A 19,741-nucleotide genomic window follows, 5' to 3' on the forward strand; every position below is an offset into this window, starting at 1 on the left:
TGTTAATGATGAAAACTGAACCTACAATAATACCAATCACATTAAATATCTAATCAGTTCAGAGCCTCACAGGCATCTCAATCCAAGGCGCATTGACGAAGAAATGGTCATTCCCTTTTAAGCCAATGCAACACCGGAGTGGGATGCCTGTGTGGCTCCCGAAGGGCGGGTTTCAACGTGCTTTATACTGCGTTTAAGGCTTTCGACAGAGCACCACTATGCCTTCAAGCCTTCGCCTTGTCTAAAGCGCGTTGAACTCCCGCTGAATGAACAGATATTTAATACGATTGGTATAATGCAGATTTTGGGTTACCTTATCCATTCATCAGAGTAAAAACAAGCTGTTATGTTCACATATCACAGCATTAATCTTCCTTGATTAGATTTTAAATACAAAAAAGCCGCACTATAAATGCGGCTAATCAATAGGTACAACCATTCTCTAAAATACAACTTAAGTCAAAAGTTAAGCGTATTTACGCACTTTTTTAAGGGCGATTTGTTGTTTTAGCATGGATAAATGTTCGATAAATACTTTGCCATGCAAATGGTCGATTTCGTGCTGCAACACTATGGCTAAAAACTCATCGGTCTCGATTTCGATAGCCTTGCCCGTTCTGTCTAAGGCTGTCACTTTAACCTTTTCAAAACGTGACACTTTAGCGCGATAACCTGGGATAGACAGACAACCTTCTTCACCGACGAATTCACCTGACTTTTCAACAATCTCAGGGTTAATCAGCACTAAAGGCTGGTCGCGACCGTCAGATAAATCGATCACGATAATTGCATCTGTACTGCCGACTTGAGTTGCCGCTAAACCGATACCATCGTCCGTGTGATACATGGTTTCGATTAAATCATCGATAAATCCCTGAACAGCTTCAATATCTTTTACAGGTTGCGCTTTACGTTTAAGGCGCTCATCGGGAATAGTTAGAATATCGAGTACAGCCATGCCAGTTATCTTCTCTCATCGAGTCAAAAAAATTGGCGCTATTATGGACTATTTGACCATTTACACAATATTTAAGCTAAAAACAGTTTAAATATTTTGTTAGTAATCGAGCTAGCCGATAAAAATATCGAGAAGTGCTTAATCCTTTAAATACCAAATACCCTCACATCTTCCGCTAAGCCACGCTTTACCGTTACACTAGCGTGAACTCATCAAGCAAAAGTTTTTGAGCGTGATTCTTTGTGAGTCATACCAATCGTATTAAATATCTGTTCATTCAGCGGGAATTCAACGCGCTTTAGACAAGGCGAAGGCTTGAAGGCATAGTGGTGCTCTGTCGAAAGCCTTAAACGCAGTATAAGCGTTTTGAAACCCGCCCTTTGGGAGCCTCACAGGTATCCCCACTCCGGTGTTGCATTGACTTAAAAGAGAATAACCATTTCTGCGTCAATGCGCCTGGGATTTAAATACCTGTGAGGCTTTGAACTGATTAGATATTTAATGTGATTGGTATCAATACCATTAAGCTGAGGGTTAACAATTCAATGGCATCGTTTCCTAAAGAAAAATCACCACTGTATCAATATCTTGAACAAGATAAACAGAGTGTAGCGAGAAAACAGCCCCAAGCAGTGGATATGTCTCCTATGGCGAAAATCTGGCATATCGTCGCTATGATCCCGCAGGGTAAAGTCAGCAGCTATGGCAAAATAGCCGATTATGCAGGATTACCGGGACGAGCGCGTTATGTGTCAAAAGCGCTGAAAGCAGCTCCCGAACATTTGTCACTCCCTTGGCATAGGGTACTCAATAGTCAAGGCAAAATATCCTTCGAGAAAAATTCAACCTTCTTTCAAGAACAGATGGAATTATTAAGAATTGAAGGGATAACAGTGAACTGCGGCAAAATTAGTTTGTCTGAATACGAGTGGCGCCCGGATCTGGTGACTTTAGTCATGGCAATGCCATTTTAGTTTAATATATTGATCCATAAACTATTTACATCTCTATTTACAGAAACGTCGTCCTCGGCTATAACCTGCTTACAGTCGATCCGATAATTGATTTATGCTCAACTGATTGACCCAGAACTGTGTAAGTAAGCATGCTACTCGACACTTTTTTATCAACCACTACCGACCGTTCTGTAGTGATACAAGGTGAAAACCTGCGACCCAAGGAGCATTCTTTGCGTACCATTCCCACATTATTAGTGAGTTTTACCGTCCTCACTCAAAGTATGTTTGCCATGGCAGCGCCAACGCCGCTAACACCGCAGACGGCCGAATACCAAGTCAACTATGGAGACATTGAATTAGGAAAAGCCAAATACACGCTACCCAATGCCGAAGATGGCGTGTTTAAGTATCGTTTTGATAGCGATCTCAGCCTGTTATTGTTAACCGATGTGCGTCACATCTTGAGTGAATTTACTCAAAATGACGCGCAGCTCAGTCCTTTGCGTTACTTACAACAACGCCAAGGTGTCGGGCCTAATTACACGGAGCAAACCGCATTCGCCAAAGCTCAAGGCTTTATTCATACACGTTACAAAGATGAAAAAGGCAAGTTTCCCTATGATGATAAAATCTTTGATCCTCTTATGGTGCAGTTGCAATTTAGGCTAGATATGATGGCGGGCAAAGAAGTGCTCGACTATAAGATGGTCAAGGACAACGAAGTCGATGAATACAAGTTTCATGTGATCGGTAAAGAACGAATGAACATCGACAGCGGCAGTTACGACACAGTCAAAATTGAAGTCGTGCGTGACAATAAAAAGCGTCAAACCTTCTTCTGGATGGCGCCTGACTTAGCATATTTGCCCGTGCGGTTAACACATTTTGAAAAAGGCAGTAAGCAGCTCGATATTAAGTTGCTGAAGTATCACTTCGATGAAGTGCCGAACCAAGAAACCATACCTGCAGACATTGCAGAGAAACCGCTAGTGCCTAAACTGCTCGGCACGACTGAAGGTTAATCGGTAAGGCATTGAGTTAAGATGTAAGGCATTGAGTTAAGATGTAAGGCATTGAGTTAAGATGTAAGGCATTGAGTTAAGATGTAAGGCATTGAGTTAAGATGTAAGGCATTGAGTTAAGATGTAAGGCATTGAGTTAAGATGTATGAACTTAACCTAATGATACAAAGCCTTAGTATAAAAGTACTGGACTAAAGCCAAACTAATATCGAATAAAACCCAACCGAACTATACCTAACTGAACTATATCTAAATCTAACTGAACTTAGGGCCTACCTCTAAGTTCGGTTTCGGTTAATGTTCATCGCTAATGGTTCATCACTCATCACTGATTGCTAGAAGATGTGTCAGATACTGACTCGAACTTTTTAATAAAGTGACCTGAACAAAACAAAATCAACCGTAAATCCGCTCGCCCTCATTATTTCGCTCAACGGCATAGCATCAGAGATCGATTAACAGCTCACCCAATCTAAACAGCTTCCAGTTACCCGGCTGCATAACGCGCCACTGTTCATTCTCGGTCAATGGGCGAGTCGCAATCACAGTCACCACATCATGGGCGGTAGTTTCCTTATCAAAATCAATCACCACATCGGTATCGATAAGTTTCGCTTTACCAAACGGCGCGCGGCGAGTGATGTAACATAAGTTATTACTGCAATAGCTCATTAAATGCTCGCCATCGCTCAATATCATGTTGAACACACCTAACGCACGGATTTGCTCGGCCAATGTTGCGACGTAATGGAACACAGCCAACATATCTTCAGGTTTAGTACCGCCAAACTTCTGGGCGACTTGTTCCAAAATCCAGCAGAAAGCAAGTTCGCTATCGGTATCGCCTACGGGTTGATAGCGCGAGACATGAAACTTGGGCAGATAATCCGTCAATTGACCATTATGGGCATAGGTCCAATAACGTCCCCATAATTCGCGGGTAAAAGGATGAGTATTCTCTAAAGACACACAGCCGCGATTCGCTTGGCGAATATGGCTTATCACCACTTCACTTTTAATCGGGTAGGATTTGATCAATTTTGCAATATGCGATTCGCTACTCGGGCAAGCATCTTTAAAAGTACGGCTACCTTTCCCCTCGTAAAAAGTAATACCCCAGCCGTCCACGTGGGGACCAGTTACACCACCACGTTGTGCTAATCCCGTAAAACTAAACACAATATCGGTTGGCACATTGGCGCTCATCGCCAGTAACTCGCACATATTTCTCGCCTATCATCAATCAAAAAAACTACTTGTTGGCATTGTAACTAGTTGATGACATTTGTGGAATGATCAAAGCTGACAAATAATTTAAACAATTGTTTGAAAAATACTTGTATTAAAATTCTCTTAGGTTTAACTTTTATGCGACACAGGTCTGACCACAAACTATAATTGTGATCGCAATCAATAAAACACTCTATGACCTGTGGTTGGCACTCGGTCATATTTAAGGAGAATTACAGTGACTACCCTACTTTGGATCATCGCCATGATCTTAGTGCTAGGAGCCCTAGCTTACCTTCGGGTATCTTTGCTCACTGCCACTATTACAGCCGCTGTTGTGATGACAGCAGGATGGACACTCGATGTTGTCGGCCCTATCTCTTGGATCGTTTTCCTCGTGATCGCGCTGCCGTTTAATATCAGTGCATTTAGACAAAATGTGATCAGTCGTCCACTGATGAAGGTATATCGCGGCATCATGCCGGAAATGTCTTCAACAGAGAAAGAAGCGATTGAAGCCGGCACCACTTGGTGGGAAGCGGATCTGTTTGCGGGTAACCCGAACTGGAAAAAACTCCATAACTACCCAGTTGCGCGTTTAAGTGCAGACGAACAGGCCTTCCTCGATGGCCCTGTTGAAGAAGTGTGCCGCATGGTGAATCAACACCAAGTGTCACATCAACTTGCCGATCTGCCTGCCGACGTATGGCAATATCTGAAAGATCACGGTTTCTTCGCCATGATCATTAAGAAAAAATACGGCGGTTTAGAATATTCAGCTTATGCCCAATCTCGCGTGTTACAAAAACTGGCGGGCTTAAGTAGTGAATTGGCTTCAACTGTTGGCGTACCTAACTCTTTAGGCCCTGGGGAGCTGCTGCAACATTACGGTACGCCAGAGCAACAAAACCATTATTTACCGCGTTTAGCCAAAGGGTTAGAAGTCCCTTGTTTCGCACTGACCAGCCCAGAAGCCGGTAGCGATGCAGGCTCGATTCCTGACTTTGGTATTGTGTGTAAAGGCCAATGGGAAGGTGAAGAAGTTCTGGGTATGAAACTGACCTGGAACAAGCGTTACATCACTTTAGCGCCTGTCGCGACAGTATTAGGCTTAGCCTTCAAACTGCGCGATCCAGAACATCTACTTGGTGATAAAGAAGAACTCGGCATCACCTGTGCTTTGATCCCTACCGATGTGGAAGGAGTAGAAACGGGTCGTCGTCACTTCCCGCTCAACTGCATGTTCCAAAACGGTCCGACTCGCGGCAACGAAGTATTCGTGCCATTAAGCTTCATCATTGGCGGCCCGAAAATGGCTGGTCAAGGCTGGCGCATGCTGGTGGAATGTTTGTCAGTGGGCCGTGGTATCACACTGCCATCAAACTCAGCTGGCGGCGTGAAAACCGCAGCGCTGGCAACAGGGGCTTATGCTCGCATTCGTCGTCAGTTCAAATTGCCTATCGGTAAGCTTGAAGGTATCGAAGAGCCAATGGCACGCATCGGCGGTAACGCTTATCTGATGGATGCGGTAACCACGTTGACCACTACAGGTATCGACTTAGGTGAAAAACCGTCGGTTATCTCTGCGATTGTAAAATATCACCTGACAGACAGAATGCAGAAATGCGTTATCGATGCCATGGATATTCACGGCGGTAAAGGCGTGTGTCTTGGCCCCAATAACTATTTAGGCCGTGGCTACCAAGCTGCGCCTATCGCAATTACTGTTGAAGGTGCAAACATCCTTACCCGTTCTATGATCATCTACGGCCAAGGCGCAATTCGTTGCCATCCGTATGTACTCGCAGAAATGGAGTCAGCGTTTGATACTGAATCGGGTCAAGGTTTAGCTAACTTCGATGCAGCTATTTTTGGTCACATTGGTTTCGCGACCAGTAACTTCATCCGTAGCTTCTGGTTAGGTCTGACATCAAGCCGTTTCTCTAACGCGCCTTATTCAGATAAAACCAAGCGTTATTATCAACAGATGAACCGTTTCAGTGCCAACCTTGCCCTGCTCTCTGACTTAGCCATGGCAACCTTGGGCGGCAACCTTAAACGTAAAGAACGTATCTCTGCCCGTTTAGGTGACTTACTGAGCCAACTGTATCTGGCATCAGCCACGCTGAAACGCTATGAAGATGAAGGCCGTCAAACCGACGACTTGCCATTAGTACAATGGGCAGTTGAAGATGCGCTATACAAGCTACAAGCTTCTTTAGACGATTTACTGGATAACTTCCCTATGGGCCTTGGCGGCGCATTACGTGTGGTGATGTTCCCATTCGGTCGTCCACTGAAACGCCCAAGCGATGTGTTAGATCATAAAGTCGCTAAGATCATGCAAACACCGTGTGAAAGCCGTAACCGTTTAGGTAAAGGCCAGTTCTGGACTAATTCTGAGCACAATGCTGTGGGGATCCAAGAACAAACACTACTCGACATCATCGCGTCTGAACCGCTGCACGACAAAGTCTGTAAAGCGAGCGGTAAACGTCTACCATTTATGTGGTTAGATAAAGTTGCCGCAGAAGGTAAAGCCTTAGGTGTGTTAAGCGATGCCGAAGTGCAATTACTGGAAAGAGCGGAAATTGGTCGTATGAAATCAATCAACGTTGATGACTTTGACCCAGCAGAACTGCGCCCAGAAGTGGTTTCAAACACTTCACAGGAACGTGCTGCGTAATCCACTCAGTAAGATTTAAACCACAAAAAGGAGGCTAATTAGCCTCCTTTTTTAATGCCTATAACCAATCACACGACTCAAGTCATTAGGCAGCATTAAACGCAATAGCAGCCTAGGTTAATTCTTTACTAAGGTCTCATCTACAGCTTGTAGTGCATCAGCGGTATTATCTTCAGTAGCAACATCAGCTTGAGCCGTTTCAAGCTTTAATCGCTCGGCCTCCTCTTCCGCTTTTACCTTTGCTAAAGCAGATTCTGCTGCTTTTTCTTGGGCTTCCCGCTCTGCAATCGCTTGCTGCACTTTGGCTTCTTCTAAAGCTTCAATTGGCAATAGACTGATTAGCTCAATACAATTCGGAAATACGGTATCATTACCCGAAACAACGACGACCTTACCTTCTTTCGTCAGGTAAACCAGTGGTATTGCCGTCTCACCGTAACGTTTACGAAAATGTTCAAAGCTGAAGTTTTCGGTTAAATTCGTTACTTTAAGTTGAGCGCCTTTCGCCATTAGGCTGGCTATCTTGGCATACGACACTGCATCACCAAACAAACATAAACGTTGCTTATAACTTTCAGAGAGCTGGTGGCGTGCACTGCCTACTTCGGTATTATTAAGACCAAAAACTTTTTTAGCACCAAAAAAGTCTTGGAAATGAAAGCTCACTAACGGGTTTAACTGTCGGTAAGGTGAAATAATCAACACACGGCCAATTCCAGTTAAATCCATATAATTTTCAGCATGTTCCGAAACAGGATTACCAAAATACACTGGAATATTATCCATACGCGCAAGCCTAATATTGTCCCAGTTATTATCAGCCAGTAGCACTTTGACATCTTTGGCTTTTAAAATTTTCGCTAACTCTCTGGAAAATTTAGAGGCACCAAAGATCAATAAACCTTGGGCAGAATCGGCTTTAACCCCAAGAAATCGTGCCCAACGTCCCGCCGTTAAACTTTGGACCACCACAGTGCCGATAATAATTAAGAACACTAAGGGCACAATTGCATCTGCGCCCTGCACATTGTTGGCTTCTAACTTGATTGCAAATAAAGAAGATACCGCCGCGGCCACAATACCTCGAGGGGCAATCCAGCATAAAAACCACTTATCCGCTTTCGACAGAGATGTGCCGATACCAGAAACCCAAATACTCAGCGGTCGTGCCAATAACATGGTCACCGCTAAAACACCCAGTCCACCCCAACCTAAGCCGAGCATGGCGTTAGAATCTAATCGCGCCGCCAGTAAAATAAACAGTGCAGAAATCAACAGTACGGTTAATGTTTCTTTAAATTCAAGGATTTCAGCAATATCCACACCACGCATATTCGCAAGCCAAATGCCCATAACCGTCACAGTCAATAAGCCCGATTCTTCTTGTAATAGGTTCGAGCCGACAAAGATACCCAGCATTAAGGTCAAAACGGCGGTATTACGCAGATAGTGTGGCAATAGGTTGTGTCTTAAGATTTGTCCCGTTAGATAACCCGCTACTGCGCCAAGTCCTAATCCGAGGGACAACATAGAGCCTAAGGCATAGAGCACATGCGTCGTTTGATCGCTGGCAACAGTTATGTATTCAAAGACTAACACTGCGAGCAGCGCGCCTATTGGGTCAATCACTATACCTTCCCAACGCAAAATACTCGCCAGCTGGGATTTAGGACGCACACTTCTGAGCATTGGCACGATAACCGTAGGCCCAGTCACTACCACTAGCGCCCCAAAGAGCAATGCAATTTCCCAACTAAAATCCAATAAATAAAAGGTGGCCGTACTGATACAGGCCCAAGTGATCACGGTACCGATAGTCACAAGATGCGTCACCATACGACCATGATCTTTGATTTCTTTGAAGTTAAGAGTCAAAGCCCCTTCAAATAAAATCACGGCGACCCCGAGGGAAATAATCGGAAAAAGCAAATCACCAAAAATCGCATCAGGATTGAGGAATCCAAGCCCAGGGCCTAAAGTGAGCCCACATAGCAACAAGGGTAAAATCGCTGGTAACCGAAGTTTCCAGCCAAGCCATTGACAAAATAACGATAGCACTCCAATTAGCGCTAGCATGCCAGTAATGTGTTCAACCATATAAATCCTTTAGATAACTGAGCTAAATACTAATGAGCTTAGCTTTAATGACGCAGATGACAACAGCATGAACAGTAAGCTGAAATTATCTATTCGATATATCCACTGTTAAATATGATTCTTCCCTCATCACCTATGGAGAAAAAATCAAGAAAACGGAGCAATCTAGCGACATCAAGTAAAATAAGCTGTAGTACAAATCCGAAAACATCAGATTTACCTTAAATAGGGATTTAAACTTAAAATAGAAAAACAAAAAAGCCTTATCTTTCGACAAGGCTTTAATCATTTGATGAAGCGAAGACATTGATCAGCGATACACGCTAGTGACTTTCGATAATACACTAGCTCAAAATTTTATCGTTATTAGGTTGCAAATAAGCAAATTCCTAACAACTAAAATGCGTGTGGGCTCTACTCACTTGATAGACACAACCACACTTATACATATTTACCGAATCCAAATAATAACGCAGGGGATAAATCCCCTGCTTAACACCATTAATCACTACGGCTACCGTAGTAATCGTGCAGTTCGTTTTCCCATTCAACATCTTTCATATTGGGCCAATGGCCTTTGTCAAAGCCCGGCGCCGTTTTGAGTCGCTCTAATGATATGTCCATGACAAAACATTTTTGCTCATGATTAAGTGTCAGCATCTTCCAAGGCACTGCAAACAGCTTTTCTCCAAAACCAAAATAAGTACTGAACGACAGTACCGCATACCCGACGTGGCCCGTTTCCACTTCAAGCATAATTTCTTTGATATCCCCTAAGGTTTCACCAGAATTATTAACAACATTATTGCCGATCAGTGTTTCAGCGCCCATCAGATATGGGCAGGGTCCTTGTGCCAATGATGGAGAAGCGAACTGTGGATTGTTGTAAATACCGTAAACATCGCGATCATGATAATTCATTTTGTTGACCTCTTTATTAGCGCAGCCCATGAAACTGGACAACGGAATAAGTGAAATACCAAACGTTGGTTTCGAATTGAACATGTCCGTCATCGGACATAAGTTAGAGTATGCATCTCTACAATCACTCGCTCTGTTCGGCATACCGCTTATCAGTTAATGCGAATATAAACACATCGACTCGTCAGAACCCTGTAAGTGCGCCACCGTACCGACATCCCATTTACTACGGCACAGACTCATGTTACCCAGTGCAAAATTGCCCCGGTATCAGGAAGATTAGCCATGTCAATTGCGACTATTTTATTGATTATTTTAATTTTGTTATTTCTCGGCATGCTCCCCACTTGGCCCCATAGCCGAAACTGGGGTTATCGTCCTGGTGGACTTATAGGCATAGTGCTACTGGTGCTGATTATATTGCTGTTAACGGGACGCGTTAGCTAATGCCCCCATTTTTACTCTTTATCAAAAAGGATAATCTGATGAGAACAATTAAAATGTTAAGTATCTTCCTGCTGGCTCTAGGCTTAGTCGCCGTGGCCAGTTGCAGTTCTGCATACAACAAAGAAGGTACTGGCGAGTATTTAGACGACAGTGTGGTCACCACCAAAGTGAAAGCTGCCATTTTAGGTGATAAAAACTTAAGTGTGGCCGAGATTAATGTTGAAACCTTTAAAGGCGTGGTCCAGCTCAGCGGGTTTGTTAAATCGCGTGAAGATATCAATACTGCGGTAAAACTAACAAGCAAAGTCCCCGGCGTTATTTCAGTCAAAAACGATATGCAACTAAAATCTGGCGCACCTTCACCGCAACTAAAAAACTAGTCATTTAATCTCCATCATTCCGCAGCCCCGTTCTGATGCTGCGGCCCTTCTTTTTGCAGCAGATTTTCTGGTGCCAAGTCAATGCCACCACAGGTTGAACCGCTATGCCCACTCAACACCAAGACACATTAGCCCCACAAATTCAGAACCGATTAATCCGTCATCTGCCAGTGGTGGAACAAGCGGATTTATTATCGCAAGCTGAGTTAGTCCAACTTAACTTTGCCGACTTACTGTGCAAGCCTGGCGAGTCATATCAATATGTCTATTTTCCCTTAACGGCTTTTATTTCTTTGATTGCTAAACTCCCCAAACATCCGGCATTGGAAATGGGTTTGATTGGTTACGAAGGTATGCTTGGAGCGACGACTTTGCTGGGCACTCGGCAAGTGCCTTCCGAGGCGATCATCCAAGGTTCTGGTCAAGCTTGGCGGCTCCCCATTGAAACCTTTGAAGGCTTACTCGCTCAAAATACCAATCTGAAGCAAATAGTAGAGACTTATCTATACACCTTGTTATGCCAATTATCACAAAATGCAGTCTGTGCCCATTTTCACTCCATTGAGTCTCGGCTAGCACGTTGGTTGCTAATGAGTCACGACCGAATTCAGACTGATGAGTTATATCTAACCCATCAATTTTTAGCCGACATGCAGGGTGTTAGGCGAAGCAGTATTACCGAGGCCGCAGGCAATTTACAGACCCGCGGCAGCATTTCATATAATCGTGGGCGATTACATATTCTTGATCGACAAGTTCTACTTGCCCGTTGCTGCAGTTGCTATCACTCAATGCGCACTTAAGTGCATATTGTCCACTCAACGATTCAAAAAACCTGCCATTATGTTCGCTACCGTACATAGCATAGGTGTTTCTCGCTGTAACCTGAGTTAGCGACATCACCAAACAAGGACACGCTATCATAATGGACACACTAAAACTGAAATCTGTATCAGAGCGACCGCCACCGGAAACTCACTTCCCGCCAGAATCCAATCGGTTGTTATGTGAATTGCCAGAAGAAGTCAAACAACGTATTTTCCCGCATCTGGAACTGGTTCCATTAGAACTCGGACAAGTAGTCTGTGAAGCAGGCTCAAAGCAGCGTTATGTGTATTTCCCGCTGGACTCGATTATTTCGTTGCTATATGTGATGGAAAATGGGGCATCCGCTGAAATTGCCGTCGTTGGAAATGATGGTATGGTCGGCGTTGCCCTGTTTATGGGAGGAGAAAGCACCACGAGTCGCGCTGTAGTGCAAAGTGCTGGCGTTGCCTATCGCTTGTTTGGTCAGCGGCTTAAAGACGAATTTAACCGTCATGGCGCCCTGCTCCACCTGTTACTGCGTTACAGTCAGGTGCGACTGACCCAAATGGCCCAGACCGCGGTTTGCAATCGCCACCATAGTATTGAACAGCAACTGTGTCGTTGGTTACTGCTTTCGATAGATAGGCTGCCCGATGATCGCGTGTTAATGACACAAGAATTGATTGCCAATATGCTCGGCGTACGCCGTGAAGGTGTCACCGATGCGGCAGGCAAACTGCAGCGCATGGGAATTATCAATTACAGTCGTGGGAATATTGAAGTGGTCGATCGCGCGTTACTAGAACAAACCTGTTGTGAATGTTACACGGTCGTTAGACAGGAATCAGAACGGCTGATGCCACCTCAACAAGCGCAGCAAACATAAACGTACTGTGCACATAACGGATGGCTAGACCACTCGTACAACAGCCATTCTATCGTTATCCCATATGCCACTTCAGTACTAAACCCACACTGGTACTGCAGAGCATAAACAAAACAGGCAGTCATCAACCCTACACGCCAACATGGCGCAAACTGATGCTGCCTAATATCCGAAATATTACCTTTATAATCAATGCATTATTACTGATTGCATCGACCCGCCCAGCAAACAAAAAACGTGCCGAGCGGCCAATATTGCCATCACTAATCCCATGCGCGCTAACGCACAGACGTTCAATATTTTGCAGGTCATGCTGAATGTACGGTTCATGCACTCTTGCACTACACCGGGTTACTTGAGGTTTATATGAAAAAATTCACAGAACAACATAAATCCGTCGATAACGATGCACAGAATTCCGACACCAACAAAGCCAATCCTCCCGTCGTAGCCCGCAACCGTCAGATGATCAAAACCACAGTTGCGGATAAAGCTAAACAAGACGTGGATACCAGTAAAAGCACACAAAATAAGCGAGGTTGAAGAACTTAAATCAAACAACAAGGAAGGTAACTGGACTGAAAAAGAGCCAAATCATCACTCGTTAGACTAGGACGTGACGAACAAACAGGGAAAAGTTTCATTGATTAAGTGCAAAAACTAAACCTTGCAGTAACACACTGCGTTTAGCTCAAGCCGATGCAATCCTTACTGTGTCGGCCCTCTTTAACTCAGAGGAGTAGATCATGAATTTCCGTGGCGTCAAATTACTCACTCATACCAACTGGCTCAAAAATGGGGCTATTCACCAGCATATTGACTGTGCATGGTGGAATAACAAACCTAAAGACCACACTCGGGGCACTGTTTCCGAGAAAGGAATTTCAAATGAACATCAATAAAAATCAACAACCACAGCAATATTCAATCGGTCTGCAGCGAGCCAAACACTTCTTATTAGCAGGTTGTATTGCAACAGCGCTCGTGGGCTGCAGTTCAACGCCATTGACTAAGACCGCAGAAATGGAACGGGCTGAACACACCATTGCCCGCGCAGAGCAAGCAAGAGTCGGCCAATATGCCTCAAATGAACTGGCACAGGCCAGACTTAAACTTCAATCTGCAAGCAGCGCATTACTCAATATGGACACTGTCAGCGCCGATCGTTACGCCATAGAGGCGAGCCTTGAGGCCGAATTGGCCCAAGCTCGCGCTGAGGTTGGCACAAGCCAATAGCGTCAATAATGAAATGAAAAACAATATCAGCATTCTGCAGCAAGAAATGTTGCGCCGTTCAGGAGGAATTCAGTAATGAAAAAACCTATCGTTTCATCGGGTCTGCCTTTACGTTTTAGCCGTCATCTACTGGCATATAGCCTACTCCTAACCACTGTAGCAGCTTGTAGCAGTACGCCCCAAATAGCTGAAGGCATCGGTGATATCCGTACAGAACTTAATAAACTGCAAGCGAATAATGAACTGGCAATTTTAGCCCCTGCTGCCATTAAACAAGCTGAAGAAGCCGTTCGCGCTGCTGAACAACCGGTAAAAGATGAGCAACAATCACAGCACCTAGTGTTTGTTGCTGATAAGAAAGTCAATATTGCCTTAGCTCAAGCGCAGAGCCGCTTTGCCGAAGATCAACACAAAGTCCTCGCTAAAAACGCGATGACGCCAGATTGGATGCTCGCACCACAGAGGCCAATCAAGCTCATCAAGATGCGCGCCTAGCCCGTGCTGATGCTGCAGATGCGCGTCAGGAAACGACCGAACTGCAAGCCCAGCTCACATTGCTGAATGCCCGTCAGTCAGAACGTGGTTGGGTCGTAACCTTAGGTGATGTTTTATTTGATACTGCCAAAGCGGATCTTAAGTCATCGACCAGTCAACATCTAACCAACCTAGCGAACTTTCTGAACAAGTATCCCGCGCGTGGTGCCATGATTGAAGGGTATACAGATAGTGTAGGCAGTGAACAATACAATCTGGGTTTATCGCAGCAAAGAGCTGATAGTGTTAGCCATTTTTTACAAGGAAAAGGGATCCAATCCAATCGGCTCAGTAGCCTAGGTAAAGGTGAAAGCTCACCTGTTGCCAATAATGAGTCCGCCAGTGGCCGCCAGCAAAACCGTCGGGTTGAAGTCATCCTCACCGACACCGCACAGGCTCCACAGTAGCGATCACTTAATCATATTAAGATTTCAGCGTGATCCTTGCTGACATTTGAATCGAGTCTCATCGCTAATAAGATGAACAGCGCAGAAATTAAGGAGATCAGTAAAAAGCAAAAAGCCCCATCTTTCGATGGGGCTTTTGCAATTTGGCGGAGCGGACGGGACTCGAACCCGCGACCCCCGGCGTGACAGGCCGGTATTCTAACCAACTGAACTACCGCTCCAAATTCTTCCTTATCCAAGTATCTTACGGGCATCAAACCCGCTAACTCCAGCGTGACAGGCCGCCGATGTTAAAACAGAACGATAATTCAACACACTTATCAATGCTCTGCTTAAGATGCGAAGAATAATACGGTTGAGCCCTGCAGGCGTCAACCGTTTTTTACTTCGATTTATCATTTGATTAAAAAAAAGCCAAATCAATTGCAGACCTTGATTTATATCCCAAATATCGCTGCAACGTTCCAGTTCAAAGTCATAAATCAAACATATTAAGCAACGCTTGGCTAACGGTCTTTATCTGCCTCATCTGGCATAGTGAGATCGATTTCATCTAATGAAGGCGCTGCGGGTGAATTTGCAGATGCTTCATTCAATAAACGTAACTCCGCGGCAGCTAAGGCCTGCGCCAAACTTTGGCGCTTACGCCACACAATTAATCCCACCACGCCTAAGACTAACAAGATAGCGTTGACTGTAATGATCCAGAACATTGCATCTTTCTTCGCAAGCTCTTCTTCCTCTGCCGCTTTTTGTGCAGCAACAGCAGCCAACTCTTCGGCACTTGGTGGTGGTTCTGGTGGTTCAATTAAGTTAAAGAAAAGCTCAGGTAAATCCAGCACGATTTCACGACCAGTGACAGTCGTCGTCGCCACAAAACCTTTAATTCGATAACTACCAAACTCTGTCACTGTGGGTAAATCTAATTCAGAGTCAGGCTCAATGAGACCATTAACAACCAAAGGCAGTTGCAAGCCAGCAGGGCCGACTAACTCAAAGGAAAAATGTGTCTCAGCCAGCTGCAACACTGTCTTATCCACGTGTAACATGACTTTCCATTGCCCTGTTAGCGGATCGTCAGGGGTAATAACTTCTAGATTAATTGGCCGAGGTGACAATTTAAACGGGAATGAAACCTGCCGTTCAAACACATTATTACGTGCCTGCACGACAAACTCATAATCACCCCAAGGCTGCTTTATATTGATATTGCTGGTAAATACACCATCGTCGGGTTTTTCATCGTAATCTTCACCATTGTCTTTATAGGAACCAACAATAATGTCACCCGCGGCAAAGTTTTCATCGCCCGCCTTATGTTTACTCACAAAATGTGCCGTCCATTCGACTAAATAATCTAACCCAGGCATACGCACACGCTGCTCGTCACCCATTAGCTGCGCGACAATTTTAACTTGTTCACCTTGGAAGATTGGCTGCGGTAAAGGCTGGACTTCGATTTCGAGTTTAGAGAGCTTCTTAAGGGTTGAACCTGAGACAACCTTGCCCACCAACTGCCAAGGTCCGGGCTGTGGTGACTCAATGTAAATAATATCGCCCGTTATACCATCAACCCACTTAACGGTTGCTGGATGACGATTGGCATACCATTTACTGCCATCGGGTAACACTATGACCACGGGCGCAGAGCCATATTCACGCTCCACTAATAAGGTCATGTTATCGACCATATGATCAATACGAAAACGGTTTTTAAGCTCGGAAGCCGTCTCCAATCCTACAATCGGTGCTGCCTTAGGTGGCTTGACGACTTTTTTAGCGGGATCTAGGTCAGCGGCCAATACACTCGCCACACTAAATAACAGCATAGTGGCAAGCAGGCAAAAAGCTAAAATGGGTTTATGGCGCGACATCGGCATAGTAATTCTTCTATCCTCTCCAGAGGCATTTACCTGATTTTGCGACTAAATCAAGGCGTTGTTCATGCATTGTCAGTTCATCGGCCGATGCGCCAATCACTTTAAGATTAAGTGATTGTGGATCAAAACGTTGAATCCCCCCCGCTTCCTGCCCCGCTTCTTCGTTAGACAAATTAAACTTTGTCTGTCCGCCAGTCATGATCAGATAAACATCAGCGAGGATCTCGGCATCGAGTAATGCGCCGTGGTACTCGCGGCGAGAAGTATCGACGCCGTAACGCTTACAGAGCGCGTCGAGATTGTTTTTCTGACCGGGATGTAAAAACTTAGCAATCTCTAAGGTATCGAGGATCTGACAAATATCAGCGGTTTTCGGACCACGCGGCTGCAGCAGTGAAAACTCATGATCCATGAAGTTCACGTCGAAGTTCGCGTTATGTGCGACGATTTCAGCGCCGTCGATAAAGTTGATAAACTCTTGAGCAATTTGATGGAAACGCGGCTCTTTGGAAACGCGTTCATCGGTAATACCGTGAACAGCGATAGCTTCGAGATCAATTGCTTGACCAGGATTGATATATTGGTGGTAATAACGCCCCGTCAAACGACGGTTTACCACTTCCACACAACCAATCTCGATGATCCGATGGCCTAAATAGATGGCGCCGCTGCCTTGGTTCATACCTGTGGTTTCGGTATCTAAAATAACCTGACGGCTAGCATTAGAGATAATATTCATGTTTTTATGCGCTTCTTATGACAATTTTTAGTTATACTCGGCCGAAATTCCCGGCTATGGTAACAATTTGATGACTGAACTAAAACTGATCCACATCTTCACTGACGGCTCTTGCTTAGGCAATCCCGGTCCTGGCGGCTATGGCATTGTAATGAATTATAAAGGCCATACAAAGGAGATGTCCGACGGTTTTGCGCTCACGACCAATAATCGCATGGAATTGTTAGCCCCAATCATAGCGTTAGAAAGCTTGAAAGAGCCTTGCCAAGTCGTGCTCACCAGCGACAGCCAATATATGCGCCAAGGCATAATGACATGGATACATGGCTGGAAGAAAAAAGGTTGGATGACATCAAACCGTACCCCAGTCAAAAACGTTGACCTATGGAAACGATTAGATAAAGCCTCACAGATGCACACTATCGACTGGCAATGGGTTAAAGGTCACGCGGGCCACGCCGAAAACGAACGTTGCGATGTGTTAGCTCGCACCGCAGCAGAATCTAAACCAACCCAACCCGATTTAGGTTATCAGCCTTAACCCTGTGGCCCTTAGCTTAAACGAGCAAAATTCGTATAGCCAAAGTTGATATAAGCTAAATTCGAAAAAGTAAGTTCGATGCCATCACGCCTAAGCTAAACACTTAGGCGTGATGATTTATTTCACTACTCATCTCACTGTCAGTCCACCGTTAACATTTATGCTCACTATTTATGAGCCATTGCTATCAAACGGTTTATTTCAATTCCACACCTGCAATATTGAAAAAATTCTCACAAAACAGCACAAAAGCTTGACCTAGGGATGTCGCCTGACGGCTCTTATGGGTGATGCGATAAAACTGCCGCTCGAGTACGAGTCCCTCAATCGTGACTAACGCCAACTCTTTACGACTGATTTCTTTCTCCAGCGCCAACTCAGATAACACCCCAAGCCCAGCACCTTGTTTCACAGCCAATTTAATCGCATCCGGCGTAGTAAAGCAGAATTTAGCCTCTGGCTGCATATCCAACTCATTGGCGGCATTTACAAAATATTCGCGAGTGCCCGATCCTTCCTCACGTAGCACCCAAGATAGGCCTTTAACCGCCGCAGGTTTAACCACTTTCCCCGCCAGAGGATGCGCCGGATGACAAAACACCAGCAACCTATCCTTATGCCATGCCTCGACACTCAAACGATTGTCAGTGCAATGGCCTTCAATAAAACCCATTTCAGAGCGGAACTGCGCAACCGCTTGGATCACATCTTGAGTATTAGTAATTGCCACATCCACATGGGTTTGAGTATGTTGCTGACAAAATGCCACTGCGGCTTTCGCCATCAGATAATTGCCGATTGTCGAACTGGCACTGATGCTTAAACGCCCAACCAGATCACCACCATGATAAGTAAATGCCTGCTCAATTTGTTCAACACGGTGTAATAGATCCGTTGCCAATGGCAGCAGTAAATTACCCTGGGAGTTAAGCTGTAATCGATTGCCAATACGTTCAAATAGGCGGGCATTTAGCTGCTTTTCTAATTCAGCCAAGGCCATAGATGTCGCCGGTGGTGATAAATTCACTTGTTCAGCCGCCTTTGCGACTTGGCCGCTACGTGCCACAGCCTCAAATACTGCCAGTTGTCTTAAGGTGATCCGCATATAAAAACCTGTACTTAAAATGGAAATGCCTTATCAGTTTTCCGAATGCTCTGATAAATGTCCCGAACGACCCGCAGTCGGTGCCGTGGTCCAATTTGTCTGCCGCACCTTACGTTTATCGCGAATAGGTGTGAGTGGCGACTCGAGTTTACGTGCCACAATTAAATACAAACTGCCCGCGCTAGGAAGCCATGACGCTAAACTCTGTTGCAAAAATTTGCCTTGGGTAAACTCGCCCATTAATGGGTGATAGACCAAACGCTCATCCCCCACCACTTGATAACCTAATAAACCTAACCAATCTCGCACCCTCGAAGGCATAAAAAAACGGCCATTCCAAGGAAGACAATCCTGATATTTAGGCCATAACTTACCCAAAAATACCGGACTCAAGGGATTAAAACCGACGATAAAAAGATAGCCTCCGGCGATGAGTACCCTATCGGTTTCGCGAAGAATACGGTAAGGATCGGGTTCAAATTCGAGCAATAGACTCATTACCACCGCATCTATCGCCGCATTCTGCAGGGGTAGATGGCAAAAATCGCCTTCAATAGAGGCGCCTTTAGATGGCGAGAGTGAAAAATGATGGGCGACTGGCGATGCCATGCTCGACAATTCGGCACTCAAAGGCCCTAACTTTAATAAATGATAACCAAAGACTCTTGGCCACCACTCTTCAAGCTGTTTAGCGACGGCTTGCTGTAGTGCCTCACCATTGGGTAGGTCACTCCATTGTTCGGGCTTGAGCTCAGTACTAAAATGCGACACAGAGTTCCTCCGTTAGTTGGGTAGACAAGTATCCAATGGGGTCAAAGATGACCACATTCTGCCACAGGGCAAAAGCGGCAAAGGTCGCCAAGGGCCGTTCACTCATGGATAATATCTTTATCTTCAAATTGAAAT

21 protein-coding genes and 1 tRNA gene are annotated in these 19,741 nt (G+C 45.0%); 13 read left to right on the forward strand and 9 right to left on the reverse strand.

Annotated features, from left to right (window positions below):
- Positions 1-151 precede the first annotated feature (151 nt).
- Positions 152-334 carry a hypothetical protein gene (locus L5M29_RS03835; RefSeq protein WP_168825101.1) on the forward strand — a complete coding sequence of 61 codons (183 nt, stop codon included), beginning with the start codon at positions 152-154 and terminating at the stop codon, positions 332-334.
- A gap of 132 nt (positions 335-466) precedes the next feature.
- Here the strand turns inward: L5M29_RS03835 and def are convergent, their stop codons facing one another.
- Positions 467-958, reverse strand: coding sequence for a peptide deformylase (def, locus tag L5M29_RS03840; RefSeq protein WP_011789520.1), 492 nt, complete (start codon positions 956-958; stop codon positions 467-469).
- A gap of 545 nt (positions 959-1,503) precedes the next feature.
- Here def and L5M29_RS03845 point away from each other — a divergent pair.
- Complete coding sequence (locus L5M29_RS03845) at positions 1,504-1,932, forward strand: MGMT family protein (RefSeq protein ID WP_113939618.1); 429 nt, start codon at positions 1,504-1,506, stop codon at positions 1,930-1,932.
- A 215-nt stretch (positions 1,933-2,147) separates the two neighbouring features.
- Positions 2,148-2,939 (forward strand): DUF3108 domain-containing protein, encoded by a 792-nt coding sequence (locus tag L5M29_RS03850; protein ID WP_263166307.1) that lies wholly within the window; start codon positions 2,148-2,150, stop codon positions 2,937-2,939.
- Between the two features lie 444 nt (positions 2,940-3,383).
- Here L5M29_RS03850 and L5M29_RS03855 read toward each other — a convergent pair whose 3' ends face one another.
- Positions 3,384-4,163 (reverse strand): class II glutamine amidotransferase, encoded by a 780-nt coding sequence (locus tag L5M29_RS03855; RefSeq protein ID WP_113939616.1) that lies wholly within the window; start codon positions 4,161-4,163, stop codon positions 3,384-3,386.
- A gap of 244 nt (positions 4,164-4,407) precedes the next feature.
- On the opposite strand from L5M29_RS03855, the gene fadE reads away from it, so the two are divergent.
- Complete coding sequence (gene fadE / locus L5M29_RS03860; RefSeq protein ID WP_263166309.1) at positions 4,408-6,855, forward strand: acyl-CoA dehydrogenase FadE; 2,448 nt, start codon at positions 4,408-4,410, stop codon at positions 6,853-6,855.
- Positions 6,856-6,972: 117 nt separating this feature from the next.
- Here fadE and L5M29_RS03865 read toward each other — a convergent pair whose 3' ends face one another.
- Together L5M29_RS03865 and L5M29_RS03870 are read right to left on the reverse strand one after the other, a co-directional pair.
- Positions 6,973-8,952 carry a cation:proton antiporter gene (locus L5M29_RS03865; RefSeq protein WP_263166310.1) on the reverse strand — a complete coding sequence of 660 codons (1,980 nt, stop codon included), beginning with the start codon at positions 8,950-8,952 and terminating at the stop codon, positions 6,973-6,975.
- 501 nt (positions 8,953-9,453) lie between these two features.
- Positions 9,454-9,873 carry a PRC-barrel domain-containing protein gene (locus tag L5M29_RS03870; protein WP_263166312.1) on the reverse strand — a complete coding sequence of 140 codons (420 nt, stop codon included), beginning with the start codon at positions 9,871-9,873 and terminating at the stop codon, positions 9,454-9,456.
- Positions 9,874-10,158: 285 nt separating this feature from the next.
- On the opposite strand from L5M29_RS03870, the gene L5M29_RS03875 reads away from it, so the two are divergent.
- The 8 genes from L5M29_RS03875 to L5M29_RS03910 all read left to right on the forward strand — a co-directional run bounded on the left by L5M29_RS03875 (position 10,159) and on the right by L5M29_RS03910 (position 14,570).
- The gene (locus tag L5M29_RS03875; protein ID WP_081729035.1) at positions 10,159-10,320 is read left to right on the forward strand and encodes a DUF3309 family protein; all 162 of its coding nucleotides are present in this window, start codon (positions 10,159-10,161) and stop codon (positions 10,318-10,320) included.
- A 38-nt stretch (positions 10,321-10,358) separates the two neighbouring features.
- Positions 10,359-10,700: a BON domain-containing protein gene (locus tag L5M29_RS03880; RefSeq protein WP_028760077.1), complete on the forward strand. Its 342-nt coding sequence runs from the start codon at positions 10,359-10,361 to the stop codon at positions 10,698-10,700.
- Positions 10,701-10,804: 104 nt separating this feature from the next.
- Positions 10,805-11,503, forward strand: coding sequence for a Crp/Fnr family transcriptional regulator (locus L5M29_RS03885; protein WP_263166314.1), 699 nt, complete (start codon positions 10,805-10,807; stop codon positions 11,501-11,503).
- Positions 11,504-11,625: 122 nt separating this feature from the next.
- The gene (locus tag L5M29_RS03890; protein ID WP_263166315.1) at positions 11,626-12,393 is read left to right on the forward strand and encodes a Crp/Fnr family transcriptional regulator; all 768 of its coding nucleotides are present in this window, start codon (positions 11,626-11,628) and stop codon (positions 12,391-12,393) included.
- 366 nt (positions 12,394-12,759) lie between these two features.
- Positions 12,760-12,936, forward strand: coding sequence for a hypothetical protein (locus tag L5M29_RS03895; protein ID WP_263166319.1), 177 nt, complete (start codon positions 12,760-12,762; stop codon positions 12,934-12,936).
- Positions 12,937-13,281: 345 nt separating this feature from the next.
- Positions 13,282-13,629, forward strand: a complete 348-nt coding sequence (locus L5M29_RS03900; RefSeq protein ID WP_263166320.1) for a DUF4398 domain-containing protein — start codon at positions 13,282-13,284, stop codon at positions 13,627-13,629.
- Positions 13,630-13,704: 75 nt separating this feature from the next.
- Entirely contained in the window at positions 13,705-14,124 is a 420-nt protein-coding gene (locus tag L5M29_RS03905) for a hypothetical protein (RefSeq protein WP_263166323.1), read from the forward strand.
- A complete protein-coding gene (locus L5M29_RS03910; RefSeq protein ID WP_263166324.1) occupies positions 14,073-14,570 on the forward strand; it encodes an OmpA family protein in 498 nt (165 codons plus the stop codon). Before L5M29_RS03905 ends, L5M29_RS03910 begins: the two co-directional genes overlap by 52 nt.
- A 144-nt stretch (positions 14,571-14,714) precedes the next feature.
- On the opposite strand, the gene L5M29_RS03915 is transcribed toward L5M29_RS03910, so the two are convergent.
- The 3 genes from L5M29_RS03915 to dnaQ form a co-directional block, all read right to left on the reverse strand.
- Positions 14,715-14,791, reverse strand: a tRNA-Asp gene (locus L5M29_RS03915).
- 285 nt (positions 14,792-15,076) lie between these two features.
- The gene (locus L5M29_RS03920; protein WP_263166326.1) at positions 15,077-16,450 is read right to left on the reverse strand and encodes a TIGR03503 family protein; all 1,374 of its coding nucleotides are present in this window, start codon (positions 16,448-16,450) and stop codon (positions 15,077-15,079) included.
- 10 nt (positions 16,451-16,460) lie between these two features.
- Positions 16,461-17,189 (reverse strand): DNA polymerase III subunit epsilon, encoded by a 729-nt coding sequence (dnaQ, locus tag L5M29_RS03925; protein WP_198573302.1) that lies wholly within the window; start codon positions 17,187-17,189, stop codon positions 16,461-16,463.
- 70 nt (positions 17,190-17,259) lie between these two features.
- On the opposite strand from dnaQ, the gene rnhA reads away from it, so the two are divergent.
- On the forward strand, positions 17,260-17,730 hold the full coding sequence (rnhA, locus tag L5M29_RS03930) for a ribonuclease HI (protein WP_006081489.1): 471 nt from the start codon (positions 17,260-17,262) through the stop codon (positions 17,728-17,730).
- Between the two features lie 196 nt (positions 17,731-17,926).
- Here the strand turns inward: rnhA and L5M29_RS03935 are convergent, their stop codons facing one another.
- Positions 17,927-18,835, reverse strand: a complete 909-nt coding sequence (locus tag L5M29_RS03935) for a LysR substrate-binding domain-containing protein (protein ID WP_105252337.1) — start codon at positions 18,833-18,835, stop codon at positions 17,927-17,929.
- Positions 18,836-18,868: 33 nt separating this feature from the next.
- On the reverse strand, positions 18,869-19,606 hold the full coding sequence (locus L5M29_RS03940; RefSeq protein ID WP_263166328.1) for a class I SAM-dependent methyltransferase: 738 nt from the start codon (positions 19,604-19,606) through the stop codon (positions 18,869-18,871).
- Positions 19,607-19,741: the final 135 nt, after the last annotated feature.

Source organism: Shewanella sp. SM95 (assembly GCF_025653595.1).
Classification (GTDB): domain Bacteria; phylum Pseudomonadota; class Gammaproteobacteria; order Enterobacterales; family Shewanellaceae; genus Shewanella; species Shewanella oncorhynchi.